The following is a 16,585-nucleotide window of genomic DNA, read 5'->3' on the forward strand; positions in this document are numbered from 1 at the left end:
AAAGTATTCTTATTTCTTTTTCTGTAAATATTTTATTACTCATTTTATCTTCCACCATTCGTCTTTTTTTCTATTATACATAAAAATACCCTATAGAATAGACTTTTTTTAGTGTCCACTCTATAGGGTACAGTATACACCTCCAATATTTGTTTTAAAATCAGTTAATAATTTATCAATATTTTTTGTATTTGACTCACTGCTTATTTGTTGACATAATAAATTTAATTTTTCTTTTGTATCTGATATTTTTAAATTATATTCTTCGTTTATACTTTTTTCAGTTGGTTTTACATGTTTTTGTGAATCCATATACATAATTCTTTTATTTTTAGCATCCCACTCTACATCTTCACCAAATGTTTCAGTAACAAACCTTATTGGAACCAAAGTGCTTCCATTTACGACTTTAGGGGCAATTTCTAAAGTAAATTCTTCATCGTTAATCTTTGTTGTACGGCTATTTAGCTGCAACCATACATTAATATTATTCTTTACTGCAGATACAGATTTATCTTTGCTATTCCATGTTACAGTTGCTCCTAATGCTTCAAAAATAGTTCTCATAGGGACAAGCGTTGTTCCTTTTTCCCTAATTGGCTCAACATGAAATGTTATAATTTCGCCATTTAAGCTTATTTCGTTAATATCCTTTGCATATATTGCACCTGTGAAAAGTAGCATAATACATATTGATATTAATAATATTTTTTTCATTATAATATTCACTCCTTTGGTAATCTAATTCAATCTTCTTATCATAATTTAAAAACATATCTGATAATCTAAACTTCTCATTTATACTTAATTCCTCCACTCCTATAAGATATTTTATAGCCACATTATTTTGTTTAGCCTAGTCATATTTTACCACAACATATCCTCATATTAAATCTTTTAAATATCTACTATAATGAGGTTTTCATGGGATTTAGGTTTTAAAAAAATATTAATCTAAGTTATAAAGTTAGAGTTGATGTAGCTAAAAAAGATGAGACCTTAATTGAGTATAATAGTGAAAATAACTAAAATTTTTATTTTGCATTGATTATAATAAATTTTAATATATACAACTGAATACAATTAGACTTGCTGGGTATATTTTTAAAGAAGAAAGTTATTCTTATAAATAATATTTTTTAAAAGGGGTGTTTCTTTATATGAACAATATAAAAGAAAAAGTTATAGAAGCTAATTATTTCAGACATGCTTGTAAAGAATTTGATAGTAATAAAAAAATATCTAGTGAAAATTTTGATTTTATACTCGAAACAGCTAGATTATCTCCTAGTTCTTTTGGATTTGAACCTTGGAAGTTCCTAGTTTTACAGAACTCAGATATGAGAGAAAAAATCAAACCTGTTTGTTGGGGTGCTCAAAAGCAATTACCTACTAGTAGTCATTTTGTTATTATTCTTGCTAGGAAGAATAAAGATATGATTTATAGCTCAGAATATATAGTTAATTTTATGAAAGAAGTTCAACAGCTTCCTGAAGACATTATTAAATTAAAAAGTCAGTTCTATAAAAACTTTCAAGAAAATGATTTTAAACTTACTGAAAGTAATAGAGCCATGTTTGATTGGGCTTGTAAACAAACATATATTCCACTTACTAATATGATGATTTCAGCAGCACAGATAGGAATTGATTCTTGCCCAATAGAAGGTTTTGATAGAAAAAAGGTTGATCAAATTTTAAGTGATGAAGGAGTAATAAATAAGGATGAATTTAGTGTATCTTGCATGGTTTCTTTTGGATATAGAGAGGAAGAACCAAGACCAAAAACTAGACAGTCTATGGATAAAATAGTAGAGTGGATATAAGAAGTTACTATATTTATTGATGTTTTAGAGATTAGGATTTATTTCTTCAACTACTAACTCTATAAAATCATCATTTTGGTTTGTTGTATGTGATTTATCAAGATTAACTGAATTTAGCGAAGGAGCTATACAAGGGTATTAATGTGATTGTATCCATCCAAATAGAGAATTGTTATTTAAATTAGGACAAAAAATACACTACTTACTATTATGAGTAGTGTATTTTAATCTATATACGTATTTTTAAATTCTATCTATTATATTTATCAAAAAATACAGTATTATACATATTACTCATTACTACAGTAATTGCATCACTTTGTATATTTACATTTTAATATTCCTTTACTCATTCCAGTTAAATAGTCAGTAATCATTAATATAGCAAGGATTTGAATTATTTTATCTCAATCTCCTATTAAACAAATCTAATACCTATTCATGCTATAGTAGTATTTAGTATTAAATCTTTATACATTAAAATTCCCTCTTTTTATATTTATAGTTTTAAAGCCCTAGTTAAAATAGTTGCTATTTCAGCTCTTGTAACAGATTCATCTGGTTTGAAGATCCCATCTTCATATCCATTCATTAATCCAGCTGCAACAACCTTTTGTATATCTTCTTTTGCCCAATGGTTTTGTATATCTTTAAATTTAATATCATCCACACTTTCACCCTCTTCTTTTTCTTGTGCATATTCTTTTTTAGGAAATTTAAGTTTATAAATATTAGATTTTTCTTCTAACTTAAATAATCCCCATCCAGTTTCTTTATCCCATCCAGGAGTATTCAAATCTATAGAATTCTCTTGCATGTACTGCTTAAAACCTTCGTTGTTTATCCGATAAGCCTCTTTCAATAGTGCTACCATCCCGCTTATTACTTGAGTAGTTCCGCTTGTATGACTTATAGGTACTATATGGTCCTCTTTTACATGTACTCCTAAATCAGTATATCCTAATATATCTAACTCTTTCCCATAGCTTGAATACCCTGCTTTATCACCTTTAAAATATGCTCCAACTGCATACCAATAAGGACTTTTAGCAGGCCATCCTATACTATCTTTTTTTCCTACATTGTCAGAGCTATCTACCATAATTGCACCTTTTTCATATAGCTGCTTAGATAATTCTTCTAGTTCATAATTCCAGGAACTTTTAACAATAGAGGTACATACTATATCTATATCATTCTTCAGAATCCATCTGAGAGCATCTTCAAATTTCCAACTTCCTGTAAATATATTAATAGAGTAAATTTTAGCATCTGGAGCAACGGAGTTTATAAGTTCGTCTCCATCATGATAACTTCCTCCATCTGCAGGAGGATTTATATTTGTTAAATATGTTTTTTTATCCTCCATAACTCCACCATAGCCAAGTATGGCTACATTTACTCCTTTTCCTGTTATTCCTTCCTTATGCCAATTAGGAATATTTAGTTTTTTGAATATTTCTTGATTTTCTTTTAGCAAATGCTCATTCATAATATCAACTCCTCAATTTAATATATTAAAAAAAGGGATAAAAATTCCCTTAAACTAAAAATAACACCGTCATTGTGTTTAATTTCTAAATTTTTATTTCTCTTTTGATTTTATCTAAAATTGTTGGAATTTTATTTCCGAAATTAGCATCTATGCTTAGGCCCTTTTCTGAGTATGTTTTTTAATTTCAGTAATCCTGGTATCAACTGTACTCTTCCTATCTGTATAATAAGCTTTTTATATCCTTCCTCATGTCTTTACCCCTTAAGAAGATTTTATCCCACAAATAGAAAACATTTACATTTCACCTGTAATTTGTTATAATTATCTAGTATTTGTATAATTATGAAACAAGGTGGTGAAATTATGAAAAACTTATAAATAGTTTCCGCTATACCATATAAAAAAGCTAGATGATTGCTTTCACCTCTTGATTGATAATTTTCTTCACCCATCATTAGTATTGTTTCTTTAATAAATTCCTGTGCTTCTTTATCTTTTATATCTATTTCGACTTCTATGTTTCCTTTTATTTTCATAATTTCTCCTCCTTTTTCCTAGATATAACCTTATTTTAGTTTCACAGACTAGTTACGTCGAACCCCTATATTTGGTATAATGATACAGTATTTGTATATTTCAGAAAAAGGAGATGATATAATGCATAGATTTTTTTCTCTTAAAGGTCGTTTAAGTCGAGGTCTTTTTATTGGGCATATTTTTGCTGTTACTATATTTTTTATAGGATTGACAGCTTTATATCCACATAGATTATTTGGTTATAATAATTTAGATTTGCTCCATAACATAATAAATAAATTAAATTTATTAAGCATAACTTGTCTTATCATCCAGCGTTTACATGATTTAAATAAATCCTCACTACATGCACTATTATTACTTATTCCAATTTATAATATCTTTTTAATTTTATGCATATTATTCAAACGAGGAACTGTTGGGCCTAATGAATATGGTGAAGATCCATTATCTTTCAGGAAAATTTTTTAATAGCAATTCCTTTTTTATTTCAATACTTATATTGTTGCTCCAACATTTTTCATATATTTTTTCTTAGTTCTTAAGGACTATTGCTATAATATGTATGTAAATGTTAAAATTTGGTATTGCTTTTGAAAAATAAGGAGGTATTTTAAAATGTCTATTTTATTTATATTAATTGGTTTATATACAATTATATCTACTGTTAAAAAACCTGATTTTTTCTGGGAGAACAGAAAAGCTAAAGTTATGAGAAAAATAGTTGGAGATAAAATAGCATCAGCATCCTATATGGCTATAGGCCGCTTTATTTCGGGTGTTGGTGTATATCTAACTTTTGCAGGGTAATTAACCCTGTATTTTTTATAAATTTCTAACTTACCTATTCGGTTGTGTAAAAAACTTTGTGTAAAGTGAATTAAAATAACTTCTTCTTGTTAATAATTAAGATAATAATTTATAACAAGGATGAGTTATTTTTATGGAGAATATGTCGAAAGAATTATTAAGAAATTATGTGAAGGAACAAAATTTTACTAGTGCTAACGAAGTTCCAGAAGCTATGAAAGATATGTTTAGACATATACTTCAAGAAGCGTTAGAAACAGAAATGGACACTGCTCTTGGATATGGAAAATATAATATAGGAGAAAAGACAAGTAATAATATCAGAAACGGATATTCAAAGAAAACTTTTAAAACTGAATTAGGACCAATAAAAATAGATATTCCAAGAGATAGAAACGGAGAATTTGAACCCAAAATAGTACCTAAGCATCAAAGAACTGTTGATGGAATAGAAGATAAAATTATATCACTATACTCTTGCGAAATGACTACTCGAGATATATCAGAGCAAATAGAAAAATTCTATGGTGTAGATATTAGTGCAGAAACAGTTTCAAATATAACCAATAGAATACTACCCCTAGTTTCAGAATGGTAGAATAGAGATCTAGAGAGTACTTATTCTTTCATATTTATGGATGCTATTCATTATAAAGTTAGAGAAGAAAAACAAATTATAGTAAAGGCAGCATACGTAGTAATTGGTGTTAATCTAGATGGTCAAAAAGAAGTATTAGGAATATGGATAGGAGCAAATGAAAACAGTAAGTTTTGGCTTTCTGTCTTAAATGACCTTAAAAATAGAGGTATTCAAGATGTGCTTATCTTTTGTGTGGATGGATTGAAAGGATTTAAAGAAGCAATAGGAGGAGTTTTAAGCTTCTTAGCTATGTATAAAGTTAAAATTATATCAAGTAGCTACATTAATAAAATCCTTGCAACTATATACTAAGTACTAATCTTTTAGAGGAATATCATACATGTCAATAAATATATTTATTGATTTGTTTAAATTATTAATTTCTTTGAATGCTGGTTCTAAAGTTTCATCAATACCATCTATGAATAAATCTATATGAAATTTCAGTGTAGTTCCAAGTTGCCTTCCTAATGGTGTTACCGGAGGAAGTGCAAAAGGTCTTAATTGAATCTTAGTACCACCTCTTGCACAATCTCGAACAAACCAAGCAATAAATTCCAATGACTGAAAGCTTTCTAATGAATAATCTGTCGAAAACTCAAATTGAATAAGTACTTCATCTTTTAATCCTCCGTTTGTACGTAAAAGTGAAGCATGAGGTAAATGTGAAAAGTCGGATAACTTCAACAGTTCTGAATCTATAGGCTCTAAATTTTCTACACCACTTTCTATTGTAGAAATACCTCTTAGCTTTAGTATTGTATTGTGAAAATTTTCTATCTCAATCGGATAACCAGACATACTTACCTCCTAATTATTTATAGTGTGACTTTCCATAATAAGCATAATTTTTTATTTGGATAATTCTGTTCTCAATAGTTTTACGTTTAATTCAATTAATTTTCTGAACTCTTCTTCTGATAAATCGTATGTACTTATACACCCTTTTGAGTACTTTTGTTCATTCTTATCAGAAGAATGACTAGCTTTGTTCATCAATTCATCATGTTTCTCTTGTTTCATAAGATTGTTTTCTAAAAGATTTCTTATTCTTATATAACCACCTTTTAAAACCTTATCTTTGTTTTTATCTGTCTTTATAGGATATTCAGACCCTACTATTCTATTAGTTCCTCTTAAATAAAAGTTTACGTTTCTACTATTCTCTTTCATTTCAATTCCATCATAATCATTATAAATATTATATTGTTCTTCCAACGTCAAAGGCATGATCAATTCTCCTCTATTTATAATTCATTTTCTAGTTACGTGTATATTTTACCATAATATAGCATAATTTCATACTTACTTTATATTGTGTTTGTATAATTTTTATATATAAGGAGTATTTTTCCCACAGCATTTTTTGAATTTCTTACCGCTTTTACAAAAACATGGTTTATTTCTAGGAAACCATTTTTTCATAACAACTCTTTTAATTTTATCATTATAAAACATTGGAATTATAAAGTTATATTTACCAATATTAATTTTTGTATCTATTTCTTCATAATCTGAAAAATTAATAAATTTTAAATTTGTAAAAAAATTATATATATTTCCCATATCGCTCCTAATAATTTTTTTATTTAACTTAAGTACATCATAAGGTAAAAACATTATGTTATGTTCTTTTAAATTTTTATAAAATTGAAATGTTCCTTTATAATAAAATTCAACATAAGCTTTATAAATATTTCTAGGTATAACATCATATTCTAGTTCAAAGATTTTTTTCAAAACAATACCATTTCTAACCAATTTTTTTGTCTTTCTAATTGTTCTACAGGTTTACCCTTTTTTTCTAGAATGTCTTTTTCTAAATATCCTTGTTTAATTACTTTATCCATTCTTAATTTGGCAATATGGTTCTTAACTTCAATTATTAATAAATCATTATTTTTTTTGTCTAGTATAATTACATCAATTTGTCCTTAGGAGTCTGTTGTTTTAAAATATTCTTTAGGTTCTTTAACAATAAAATCTTTATTTTCTCTAAATAAATCTCCTACTTTTGAACATAAATAAGGCTCTATTAATTCGCTATGTAATTTTGTATATATTTTGCTATACTTACTTATAAATAATTTTTGTAATAAAAATTTCAAATTAATCGAAGTTATTATACATGGCGAAAAATAGTATTTAGTTTCTGTTGAAAAAATAGGTTCTTCCTGTATATTTTTAATTTTATCAAATACTAAATCCTCAAGTATAATTTTTATTTTTTTCTCTTCTATTTTTGTCAATTCACTACATTCTTTTAATAAAATTTCCTTGTTTTCTTCTATAATATTTATGCACTCATCTATATTTATTCCTTTATCATGCTTATCTATATTTTGTAATTGATTTGTAAAATCTTTAATTCCTCTAGATTTAGAGACTCTATCATTCATATATTGATTATATTTCACATTAACTCTTTTCAAATTTTTATTATTTTGTATAGTAGATTTTAGATATAAGTATGACCAAACCTTTTGAAATTCTTCAAAAGAATAAAAAGCATTTTTTATATCTCTGCATTTTAAAAAATCAAATTCTTCCTGATATTGTCTACAAATTATATTTAAATTATTTTCACAAAGTACTATGTCTCCATTTGCCTTTTGAATTTTTCTTAAATCTATGTCTTTTCTCTTAGGATCGTAAAAAAGATTCATGTTATACCAAGCTTCTAAAGAATGATTGTTGGCAAAATTCTTAGCAAAATAAAATCTTATAGCATCTTCACTTTGTATTATAGCTTCATATCTTAAATTTTTAAATGCATTTATAGCATAGTCTAACTCATTATAGTTTATTAACAAATCAATATGTCGATATAAATCAGATATTTTACTTGATAAATTTCCAATTTCATATTCTATATTTTCATTAGTTATAATTAAATTAATAGAATTTATAATCTTAGATATATTACTGCTAAATCTAGAAACTGTATCCTTAATTATGTATTCATTATTTAATTTCATATTACCTCTACCCTTTAAATATCCTTCAAATTCAGATGATACTAACTGTACTAAATATTGCTTATAGTAATAGTAGTCTATTAATGATATGAGATCATATTTTGTTAAATTACATGAGTTACTATTTTTTAATTCGTTATGTACATATGCATTAATATCTTTTTTTATAGAATTTAGTTTATCGTTAATCTCATTCCTTATCACAAATCTCACTCCCCTATATATTTGCTTATATATTTTAATTATTTAACTCTCATATTATAAGACTCATACTAGATATTGTTGCAATTTAGACTTATATTAGATATATTGTATAATTATACCATATACATCTAAGTATTTTGAATAATAATCAAGAATTAAGTATATTGAAAGAAAGTATAGGAGGTTAGAACTGTGGAAAATAAAACGCGATTGTTTATATCTATTATATCTATCTTTTTGTTATCTATATTAATTTCATTATTAATCACAAATCAAATTATATATTCTACAATAAGTTTCATAAATTTATTATTTCTAATTTATTCAAATAAATATATTCAAAGAAGATCATTAATTAATAAAGACTATAGAGTAAATATTTTCTATAAAACTTGTTTTTTCATTCTTTACATACCTAAAATAAATTATAAAAATATAAAAATTGATAAAGAATGGCTATGCATAAATTTATAGATTTTTTCAGCTATTTTTTTAAGTATTAATGCAGGAATAATGAGTTTGATCGAAATTTTAACAAATAAAACTATTATTTTAAGTACAACCCAAGATAAGGTTATATTTTTAACTTTCATATAGATAACCAAGTTTATCTCTAAAAATAATTTTATTGTATTTTAAAAACTCCAGAAAAGCTGTAATTATGAGATATCAAGGTATTCATACAACCAGTATAGCCAAGATTATAAATAGATTAATAGCTTCAGTAACAATATACATTAATACAGGGAATAGAGAAGGCATTGACTATCTTATTGATAATTAGGGTAGTACAACAAGTAGCTTTCCAGATGAAATGCTAAAGGATTTGAAAGATACTGTAGTCAATAAAGATCCTAAAGATTCTGGGTTCTTAAGTTCTACATGGGATACTCATATGCTTTCTAAATATATTGCTACTACATTTGGCAAAAAATATTGTGCTGAATGGATACGACAAATGTTAATTAAAATAGGTTTCTCATATAAACGAGGACAATATATGCCTACCAAAGGAGATCCAGAGCTTCAAGAAGCTTTTAAAAAAAGTTACTAGACACTATTGAGAATACATCGGATACAGTTTTATATGTTCAGGATGAAACTAAAATCAGAGTAGAATCTAATAACTATCGTAGCTGGAGCCCTATTGGGAAACCCCCTGTAATTGAGAGAAATGGTACTCGCAAGGGTGTTAATATTATTGGAGCTACTGAAATCAGTAAAAACTTTGATTCTATTGTAAATGTATATCCTTCTGATAAGAACATTACTTCTATTGAAATCATTAACTTTTTAAAAGAACTATTAGATCATAACAAGAATAAAAAGGTATTTATGATTTGGGATAATGCTAGAATTCATACGTCTAAAGCTGTTAAAGAATTTATTGAAAACTATGCAGATACATTATTTATATTAAATCTACCACCGTATTCACCTATGTTAAATCCACAAGAAAATGTTTGGAATAAACATAAAACTTACTTTTACGAATATAAAGCCAGAACATCTATACAAGAAATTAAAAATTTTATCGTAGATTATTTTAATCATAATAATTCCAATACTATAGAAACTCAATCTCTTGTTAATGCTAGAAGTTATTATAAGTAATTTTAAATCTTAAACTTGCTTATCTATATCTTATTTGATAGGGCTTCTTTTTAACTACAAAGATATATATTGGATTTTTAAAATTATTTTTTTTTAGAGATTCGGTTTATGTGAAATTTACTGATAATACATTTGATCTTATAGGTGAAACCAAACATAGATTGAGAGACAAAGAAATTTTTCTTATGGAGGAAAGTTTAAAAAAATATTGTGCACATGATTTAATTAGAGAGAAAATTTTGTTAGAAAGTAAACTGGAAAAGATGAAAAAAAATAAGTTTTATGATAAGTATATACTTCCTATACTAATAGTAGTACTTGGAAGTATACTCACTTTTGTGAATACCATGTTTGGACTAGTTCTTAAAACAGATAATGCCTTTGAATACCTTGGAGATATATTTAAATATTATTTTATATATATATTTATATTCTCATCTCCTATTATTTTCTGTTGCATGCTATATCAATTTATTACTCTAGATACTCCAGAACATATTAAAATGAAGTTATTAATTGTTGAATCACTACTAGAAGCAAATAATCCAAGCATATCTGAAATCTGTATAGCAAATTAGATTAAAATAATTATATATATTGTGAATTATTCTTTGTATCTTATAAAGTTCTGCTATTAATGTAATTAAATGTGTGTAAATCCTCTACTTATTTTACGAATATTTACACACATAATTGCATATTTTTTTATATTAACTTTAAATACAAGTCTAAAGTTCTATTTACTTCTTCAACTACTAAGTCTATAAAATCATCATGTTGGTTTGTTGTATGTGCTTTATCAAGAGCATTATAATATTTTATTCTGTTTTCATTTCTTATTACTATAGGTGGATATCCATTTTTCATAAGTTCTAAATTTAATAAAAGTCTTGATGTTCTTCCATTGCCATCTATAAATGGATGTATTCCTACAAATATAACATGAAGAAGTGCTGCCCTTTCAATTGGATGCAATCTTTGAGATTCGTTATTATACCAATTTATTAGCTTTTCCATTTCTTCTTTAATAATCATTGGTTCTGGTGGTTCATGCTTTGCTCCTGCAATAATTACTTTTTGATCTCTATACACTCCTGCATATTCATCATCTATTGATTTCAAAACAAGTCTATGAATGTTCTTTATCTTCCATTCAGAAAATGCTTCATTTTTTCTTACTATATCTTCTACATAAAGTATTGCTTCTTTATGATTCACTACTTCAAGATGTTCTCTTAAACTTTTACCCCCAACTGTTATACCTTCTAAAACAACCTTAGTTTCTTGTAAGGTCAATGTATTTCCTTCTATAGCATTTGAATTATATGTCCATTCTAAAAGCAGATGCTCTCTTATACTTTTTAATGTATAATTAGGTAATGGCCTTTTACCATCTAATATATTTTTTTTATTATCTGTACTTTCAAACATAATATATCACCTCATTTTTTTACTTAGACTAAATAAATTTTATATCCTCAATTTTATCATATAGTCCAATATGTAAACATATAAATTTTATCAAAAAAATAATAAAAGAGAAGATTTTCTTCTCTTTTATTATTCTTTAAATTTGATTTTTAGCTATACATATTTGTATTAATCTTTATTTTGATCAATTAAACTAATTTATCATCATATATGTTTAAAAGTCCTACCTTTTTAATTCTTTCATACAGTAGATCAGGATCGTTTGTATATAAATTTCTCTCCTTCATTCTTTCAAAGAATATAGATCCTGCAAATGTAAATCTAAGTCTATCTCCTCCTTCTTTACACATCATTTCATTTCCATAGGATATAATATCTCCAATAGCTATGTTTACAGGCAGCTGTAATAAAGGAATACCTATTGTGTTTCTAACACTATTATGACCTGCTAAATAACCTGTACATATAGCTTCTGCTCTCCCCACCAAACTGCAATAGTTAAACCCTTTATTATTAACTATTATAAAGAATTATATTCACATGTTAATGAAAATACTATTGGATCTAGAATAAAAAAAGGAAGGTTATTAAAAGACTTATCTCAATCAGATTTATCAAAGTTAACTGGATTAAGCGAAGGAGCTATACAAGGATATGAATGTGATTGTATCCATCCAAGTAGAGAAGCTATATTTAAACTTGGACAAGTTTTCGATTTAGATTATATATGTTGCAATGGATACTCTAAATTTTTAATAAGTAACTATCCCAAGAAACTTAAACAATGGAGAAAAAAAGAAACTATTTCTACAAGAAAAGCTGCCACAATTTTAGGGGTTGGAAAAAGTACTTATATAAGTTGGGAAAATGAAACTTACAGTGTAAGTAAAAATTATTATTATAAGCTTATTGATTTTTTCAATCAAATATCTAAGATAGATATATAACTACTTCAAATATATACTCTTTTGTTAATCATTTGCAAAATTTCAAAATAATTATAAATTCTTTAGACTTTTCAATTGATAAATTGGAAAATCACCTAAAGTATAGTTCCAACTATCTATCTATTGAAGAAAAGAAAGATATACAATCTGTTATTGAAAATTATAAAGAAATACAGGTAAAAGCAGAATGGGTTTTAGGGAATAATGCACTTGAGAAATATTAGATAAAAAACTTTACTTTAAGATTCTATAGACAATTAAAAAACTAGGTTAATTAGCCTAGTTTTTTAATTGTCTCATTAAATGGACTTTATGGTGCAGAAACATGCTCTGTATGAGTGTCGAAAATCACTGCTTTTTCACCACATTTTTTGCATTTAAGTTCATATTTATCTTTATAAGTTACTATGTCACAAGTAGGCAATTGATGATTCTTATTTGTACATTCTCTATGAGACTTGTATTCTGATTTTACCAATACAGCTTTACCATAATCATGGCTCACACATCCTGCAAAAGAAACTATACTCCCTCCTAAAACTGTAGCTGCTACTAGTGCTCCTGCTACTAATTGTTTGATTTTCATTTGTATTCCCCCTTTTTTAGTTTTAATCACATATGTATTCTACTATTTAAAATAAAATCCTTCCAATAAACTTGTATTTTGTAATGTAGCTGTTTTTATTACAAGATAATCTATTTTTATAAAAGTTTTTGCAGAAAATTCACTTATAAACATCGGTGGTCATATGTGATACATTGTAGCAGTCTTATCTATTTAGTAATTCGTTATTATTAATTCATTATGCTTTTTTATTCCTTTTTCTGATTTAGAAACAGTATACATAACTTCTGTTTCTAGAATATTAAACTCTTTATATAATTCTCTTATCTGAGGACAATCATTTAAAGTAAGTAAAAATTTACCCTTAATATTTAGAAGAGTATTTTTTAATTCTAAATGATTCTTCCAAGTAAAAGGATTGTCATAACCACATGTTTTCCAGTAAGGAGGATCACAGAAAAAGAATGTACCCTCTCTATCGTATTTTTCTATTAGGGTTTTAAAATTTAAATTCTCTACATATGTATTTTTCAACCTATCTCTAATAACTTTTAAATCCTCATTGAATATTTTTTGTGTAGGTTTTCTAGTAGCTCCATATCCAAAGTGCTTTCCTTTAGCTCCAAAAGAACAACCTATTATATATAGAAACCTTACTGCTCTTTGAATTTCTGTTAAATACTTAGAATCTTGATTTAAATAATAATCAAATGAATCTCTAGAAAAAATTTCATATTCTAATAATCTGCTTACTTCTTCTTCATGATACTTTATCATTTTAAATAAATTGATAAGCTCTGAATCAATATCATTTATAACCTCAGTATTGCTGGTTTCTTTACCAAAATAAACCCAGCCGGCACCAAAGAAAACTTCTACATAGCAAATATGCTTAGGTATAAGTTCTATAATCTGTTTTCTTAATTTAGATTTTCCTCCCATTCTGCTTATAGGTGGTTTTAACATTTTCATAATAAATCTCTCCTTTAACTTAAATTTATTTTGTTAAAAGATGAGAGTTGAAAGTTTAAAGCTGTTAGTTCTTATTAGCATATAAAAGCGTTTTTACTCTTCTATGTGCAGCTTGATAATCTGATATATTGATATTTTCATTTCTATTTACAAATTTTAAGATGTTCTTTTGAAGTTCTTTATTGTCTTCAAAATAAATTATACTTTTGTTACCTTCTTTTTTACTTTTATTAATTAGATGTCCCTTTGTTACTAAAAATACAATTAGATCTATATCTGTAATCTCTTTTAATTTCATATCTAAATCACCTCATACTCATTTTATAACAAACATACGTTCGATGTAAAGTTAAAAAATATAGGATAGCCCCTGATAACTATCCTATTTTAACTACAACTCCTTTTTATTTCTATTGTCTCATATCCCAAAATGCTCTCTTTGTTGTGCGACTATCTAAATGAATAAAAGTTTTATATATCCCTACTCCACCATTAACTCCATTCTCATCACATAATTCAAACCATTTCTGTTTTATATGATCTAAAAACTCATCCTGTCTAGTTTTATTGAAACTATAGAACTCTCTAGGTAATGCTATATCAGTTGCTAGTCCTTTTAGATGTTGTGAAGCTTTTGCTCCTCCAACTTTTCTATTATATTCCACTGTCCTAAATCCACTGTTTATAGTCATGGGTCTATTATACCAATCTCTAAATTTTTGAAGTCTTTGTATGTGTTCAATTACCTCTTGATTAAGCAATATTTCTCCATTACCTTTACATCTAAATTCTTTTATATTAAAGTTTTTTGTTATCTTTCCATCTATTAATAACATATTTATTCATCTCCTCTAATCTTATCTACTTTTTTACTTCCAAGAACGCCTAAAAAAGCACCAATAATCAAATCTGTATTACTGTTATCTTTCAAATAAAAAGCCCCTAAAAATAAATATGCCACAAGTGTTACAAGTACTATTAACTCTATGTATTCATTTATATTTTTCATGTAATCAACCCCCTATATTTTTATTCCCTAAGTTCTGTATGTACCAAAAGAAAAAGCCCACTAATGAAGTTCCAAACAACATTATTAGGGCTTTTATCCAGCTTGTTAGACTGTCTATTTTTTCTATTAAGTTTTCTATTTTCTGCCCTTTTGTAGCATCTGATATCTCTAAAGTTCCAACTCTTTTTTCAAGGTTTTCCATTACCGTGTAATGAGGGCAGTTTTTGAAGTTTTCCATATATACACCTACCTTTAATTTCTTATTTCTCTTTTGATTTTATCCAAAATTGTTGGAATCTTATTTCCAAAATTCACATCGATATCAAGCCCATTTTCAGAGTAAGTTTTTTTGATTTCTGTAATCCTCGCATCAATTGTTATTCCCCAATCTCTATTTTGTAAGGTAACAATGTCTCCAAGATCCCAATCTGCTTTATAATTAAACGGTCCAGTGTTTAACACTTCCCCTTCGAAAGTTTTTATTTTTTGATATTCCTTAAGCTTTTGAAGCCCTCTTTCATGGAGTCCTGTGTTTATGTCTCTAGCATCTATAAATATTTCTTTTCTCTTTAATCCAGCAGAGGTTCCAACAGTTTTAATTTGTCTGTCTTTCCCTTCACCTTGCCCAGCTACATAAGCAAAATTTTTATGATCCAGGCTAGATTCAACATAATTTTGACTTTTGATATTTGCAAAATCAATGCTAAAAAGTACAGGATCATTAACCTGTTGTTTTTGGGTGAGGTTTTTCCCTTCTAAAATATCAAATACAAACTTTTTCTTTATAAAATCAATTTTCATTTGGAAGCCTAAATTTGTATATGAAGATATTTTTTTTAGTTCTTCAGCTAGATTTTTATGACTGCTTTTCCAGGTTGTATTGATTCCTCTTTTTTTATTTTCTCCTAATACAAGACTATCGATCTTTCGAAGTGGATCTGTAGGAGCTACAATATTATTTTCAATATAATGCTTTAAAACCGATTCTGCATCTGCAGTTATTTCATCATATGCATTATCACCTATAGGAATAGTAATTCTATCTCTTAAAATACCTTTTAGAGTATATCCTTTTATCAACCAATCCTCTGAAACTTTCCCAGCTTCATCAACCTGGATTTCTTTGTGTTCAATAATTCCAGCATCTTCTTCATTCAAAAATACAATATTACCTTCTTGAAGGTGCTCAACATATTTTTTATGTCTATTAATTCTTAATTCGAACTTTCCACAAGAATTAAATTCTTCATGAATAAAGAAGTACTCTGGATTAATTTCACCTAGTAAATTAAAATTCGAATCTATTATTCTTAATATAAGATTTTGGTCCAATATATCACCTCCTTTCTTGCAATAAAAAAAGAACCCATTTTTGTGGTCCTAATGTTGTTAAATGTACCTTTAATCTATCATGTGTTTTTCAACTTCTATTCTATAAGCTTCTATTTTTATATCTTCTAATTGCATAGGTTTATTTGTTCGTGGATTAATACCACCATTCTTTATTCTATCTACAAGTATTTGAACTATCTTTTCATTTAACATTTATATAACCCC

27 protein-coding genes and 1 pseudogene are annotated in these 16,585 nt (G+C 26.7%); 10 read left to right on the forward strand and 18 right to left on the reverse strand.

The genetic code is table 11. The annotated features are described in order from the left end of the window. Positions 1 to 120 precede the first annotated feature (120 nt). Positions 121 to 717, reverse strand: coding sequence for a copper amine oxidase N-terminal domain-containing protein (locus tag N4A48_RS03545; RefSeq protein WP_293664374.1), 597 nt, complete (start codon positions 715 to 717; stop codon positions 121 to 123). 443 nt (positions 718 to 1,160) lie between these two features. Here N4A48_RS03545 and N4A48_RS03550 point away from each other — a divergent pair, with 443 nt between their 5' ends. Beyond that, the gene (locus N4A48_RS03550; protein ID WP_293664376.1) at positions 1,161 to 1,826 is read left to right on the forward strand and encodes an NAD(P)H-dependent oxidoreductase; all 666 of its coding nucleotides are present in this window, start codon (positions 1,161 to 1,163) and stop codon (positions 1,824 to 1,826) included. Positions 1,827 to 2,325: 499 nt separating this feature from the next. Here N4A48_RS03550 and N4A48_RS03555 read toward each other — a convergent pair whose 3' ends face one another. Both N4A48_RS03555 and N4A48_RS03560 read right to left on the reverse strand, forming a co-directional pair. Further along, positions 2,326 to 3,318: a S8 family peptidase gene (locus N4A48_RS03555; RefSeq protein ID WP_293664378.1), complete on the reverse strand. Its 993-nt coding sequence runs from the start codon at positions 3,316 to 3,318 to the stop codon at positions 2,326 to 2,328. A gap of 275 nt (positions 3,319 to 3,593) precedes the next feature. Further along, positions 3,594 to 3,857 carry a hypothetical protein gene (locus N4A48_RS03560; RefSeq protein WP_293664380.1) on the reverse strand — a complete coding sequence of 88 codons (264 nt, stop codon included), beginning with the start codon at positions 3,855 to 3,857 and terminating at the stop codon, positions 3,594 to 3,596. A 121-nt stretch (positions 3,858 to 3,978) separates the two neighbouring features. Here N4A48_RS03560 and N4A48_RS03565 point away from each other — a divergent pair, with 121 nt between their 5' ends. From N4A48_RS03565 to N4A48_RS03575, 3 genes and pseudogenes are all read left to right on the forward strand, one after another. Further along, positions 3,979 to 4,329, forward strand: coding sequence for a DUF805 domain-containing protein (locus tag N4A48_RS03565; RefSeq protein WP_293664382.1), 351 nt, complete (start codon positions 3,979 to 3,981; stop codon positions 4,327 to 4,329). 147 nt (positions 4,330 to 4,476) lie between these two features. Beyond that, entirely contained in the window at positions 4,477 to 4,668 is a 192-nt protein-coding gene (locus tag N4A48_RS03570) for a hypothetical protein (protein ID WP_293664384.1), read from the forward strand. Positions 4,669 to 4,801: 133 nt separating this feature from the next. Beyond that, positions 4,802 to 5,620 (forward strand): annotated as a pseudogene (locus N4A48_RS03575) (IS256 family transposase). 3 nt (positions 5,621 to 5,623) lie between these two features. On the opposite strand, the gene N4A48_RS03580 reads toward N4A48_RS03575, so the two are convergent. The 5 genes from N4A48_RS03580 to N4A48_RS03600 form a co-directional block, all read right to left on the reverse strand. Next, on the reverse strand, positions 5,624 to 6,109 hold the full coding sequence (locus N4A48_RS03580) for a hypothetical protein (protein WP_293664386.1): 486 nt from the start codon (positions 6,107 to 6,109) through the stop codon (positions 5,624 to 5,626). 51 nt (positions 6,110 to 6,160) lie between these two features. Then, positions 6,161 to 6,538, reverse strand: a complete 378-nt coding sequence (locus N4A48_RS03585; protein ID WP_293664388.1) for a hypothetical protein — start codon at positions 6,536 to 6,538, stop codon at positions 6,161 to 6,163. 102 nt (positions 6,539 to 6,640) lie between these two features. Beyond that, positions 6,641 to 7,048, reverse strand: a complete 408-nt coding sequence (locus N4A48_RS03590) for an SEC-C metal-binding domain-containing protein (protein WP_293664390.1) — start codon at positions 7,046 to 7,048, stop codon at positions 6,641 to 6,643. Further along, the gene (locus N4A48_RS03595; protein WP_330665044.1) at positions 7,045 to 7,236 is read right to left on the reverse strand and encodes an NERD domain-containing protein; all 192 of its coding nucleotides are present in this window, start codon (positions 7,234 to 7,236) and stop codon (positions 7,045 to 7,047) included. The genes N4A48_RS03590 and N4A48_RS03595 overlap by 4 nt, the downstream gene beginning before the upstream one ends. A gap of 6 nt (positions 7,237 to 7,242) precedes the next feature. Then, positions 7,243 to 8,490, reverse strand: a complete 1,248-nt coding sequence (locus N4A48_RS03600; RefSeq protein ID WP_293664392.1) for a hypothetical protein — start codon at positions 8,488 to 8,490, stop codon at positions 7,243 to 7,245. A gap of 661 nt (positions 8,491 to 9,151) precedes the next feature. On the opposite strand from N4A48_RS03600, the gene N4A48_RS03605 reads away from it, so the two are divergent. From N4A48_RS03605 to N4A48_RS03620, 4 genes are all read left to right on the forward strand, one after another. Then, a complete protein-coding gene (locus tag N4A48_RS03605; RefSeq protein ID WP_293664394.1) occupies positions 9,152 to 9,274 on the forward strand; it encodes a hypothetical protein in 123 nt (40 codons plus the stop codon). A gap of 30 nt (positions 9,275 to 9,304) precedes the next feature. Further along, positions 9,305 to 9,544 (forward strand): helix-turn-helix domain-containing protein, encoded by a 240-nt coding sequence (locus N4A48_RS03610; protein ID WP_293664396.1) that lies wholly within the window; start codon positions 9,305 to 9,307, stop codon positions 9,542 to 9,544. A 5-nt stretch (positions 9,545 to 9,549) separates the two neighbouring features. Continuing rightward, a complete protein-coding gene (locus N4A48_RS03615) occupies positions 9,550 to 10,104 on the forward strand; it encodes an IS630 family transposase (RefSeq protein ID WP_293664422.1) in 555 nt (184 codons plus the stop codon). 110 nt (positions 10,105 to 10,214) lie between these two features. Next, the gene (locus N4A48_RS03620) at positions 10,215 to 10,682 is read left to right on the forward strand and encodes a hypothetical protein (RefSeq protein ID WP_293664398.1); all 468 of its coding nucleotides are present in this window, start codon (positions 10,215 to 10,217) and stop codon (positions 10,680 to 10,682) included. Between the two features lie 127 nt (positions 10,683 to 10,809). Here the strand turns inward: N4A48_RS03620 and N4A48_RS03625 are convergent, their stop codons facing one another. Both N4A48_RS03625 and N4A48_RS03630 read right to left on the reverse strand, forming a co-directional pair. Continuing rightward, a complete protein-coding gene (locus N4A48_RS03625) occupies positions 10,810 to 11,535 on the reverse strand; it encodes a Fic family protein (protein ID WP_293664400.1) in 726 nt (241 codons plus the stop codon). Positions 11,536 to 11,723: 188 nt separating this feature from the next. Further along, positions 11,724 to 12,020 (reverse strand): hypothetical protein, encoded by a 297-nt coding sequence (locus N4A48_RS03630; protein WP_293664402.1) that lies wholly within the window; start codon positions 12,018 to 12,020, stop codon positions 11,724 to 11,726. An 84-nt stretch (positions 12,021 to 12,104) separates the two neighbouring features. Between N4A48_RS03630 and N4A48_RS15040 the strand changes: the two genes are divergently transcribed. Further along, positions 12,105 to 12,482 (forward strand): helix-turn-helix transcriptional regulator, encoded by a 378-nt coding sequence (locus tag N4A48_RS15040; RefSeq protein ID WP_443081743.1) that lies wholly within the window; start codon positions 12,105 to 12,107, stop codon positions 12,480 to 12,482. Between the two features lie 83 nt (positions 12,483 to 12,565). Then, complete coding sequence (locus N4A48_RS03635; RefSeq protein ID WP_293664404.1) at positions 12,566 to 12,706, forward strand: hypothetical protein; 141 nt, start codon at positions 12,566 to 12,568, stop codon at positions 12,704 to 12,706. 86 nt (positions 12,707 to 12,792) lie between these two features. Here the strand turns inward: N4A48_RS03635 and N4A48_RS03640 are convergent, their stop codons facing one another. The 8 genes from N4A48_RS03640 to N4A48_RS03675 all read right to left on the reverse strand — a co-directional run bounded on the left by N4A48_RS03640 (position 12,793) and on the right by N4A48_RS03675 (position 16,573). Next, positions 12,793 to 13,068, reverse strand: coding sequence for a hypothetical protein (locus N4A48_RS03640; protein WP_293664406.1), 276 nt, complete (start codon positions 13,066 to 13,068; stop codon positions 12,793 to 12,795). A 192-nt stretch (positions 13,069 to 13,260) separates the two neighbouring features. Further along, positions 13,261 to 14,019 carry a DNA adenine methylase gene (locus tag N4A48_RS03645; RefSeq protein ID WP_330665043.1) on the reverse strand — a complete coding sequence of 253 codons (759 nt, stop codon included), beginning with the start codon at positions 14,017 to 14,019 and terminating at the stop codon, positions 13,261 to 13,263. Between the two features lie 64 nt (positions 14,020 to 14,083). Beyond that, positions 14,084 to 14,317, reverse strand: a complete 234-nt coding sequence (locus tag N4A48_RS03650) for a DUF5659 domain-containing protein (RefSeq protein ID WP_293664408.1) — start codon at positions 14,315 to 14,317, stop codon at positions 14,084 to 14,086. A 112-nt stretch (positions 14,318 to 14,429) separates the two neighbouring features. Continuing rightward, the gene (locus tag N4A48_RS03655; RefSeq protein ID WP_293664410.1) at positions 14,430 to 14,855 is read right to left on the reverse strand and encodes a D-Ala-D-Ala carboxypeptidase family metallohydrolase; all 426 of its coding nucleotides are present in this window, start codon (positions 14,853 to 14,855) and stop codon (positions 14,430 to 14,432) included. A gap of 2 nt (positions 14,856 to 14,857) precedes the next feature. Next, positions 14,858 to 15,028 (reverse strand): hypothetical protein, encoded by a 171-nt coding sequence (locus tag N4A48_RS03660; RefSeq protein WP_293664412.1) that lies wholly within the window; start codon positions 15,026 to 15,028, stop codon positions 14,858 to 14,860. A gap of 4 nt (positions 15,029 to 15,032) precedes the next feature. Then, positions 15,033 to 15,266 (reverse strand): hypothetical protein, encoded by a 234-nt coding sequence (locus tag N4A48_RS03665; RefSeq protein WP_293664414.1) that lies wholly within the window; start codon positions 15,264 to 15,266, stop codon positions 15,033 to 15,035. 14 nt (positions 15,267 to 15,280) lie between these two features. Then, positions 15,281 to 16,360, reverse strand: coding sequence for a siphovirus ReqiPepy6 Gp37-like family protein (locus N4A48_RS03670; protein ID WP_293664416.1), 1,080 nt, complete (start codon positions 16,358 to 16,360; stop codon positions 15,281 to 15,283). 69 nt (positions 16,361 to 16,429) lie between these two features. Then, positions 16,430 to 16,573 carry a hypothetical protein gene (locus tag N4A48_RS03675; RefSeq protein ID WP_293664418.1) on the reverse strand — a complete coding sequence of 48 codons (144 nt, stop codon included), beginning with the start codon at positions 16,571 to 16,573 and terminating at the stop codon, positions 16,430 to 16,432. Positions 16,574 to 16,585 lie beyond the last annotated feature (12 nt).

The organism is Tepidibacter sp. (genome assembly GCF_025210165.1).
Classification (GTDB): Bacteria; Bacillota; Clostridia; order Peptostreptococcales; family Peptostreptococcaceae; genus Tepidibacter_A.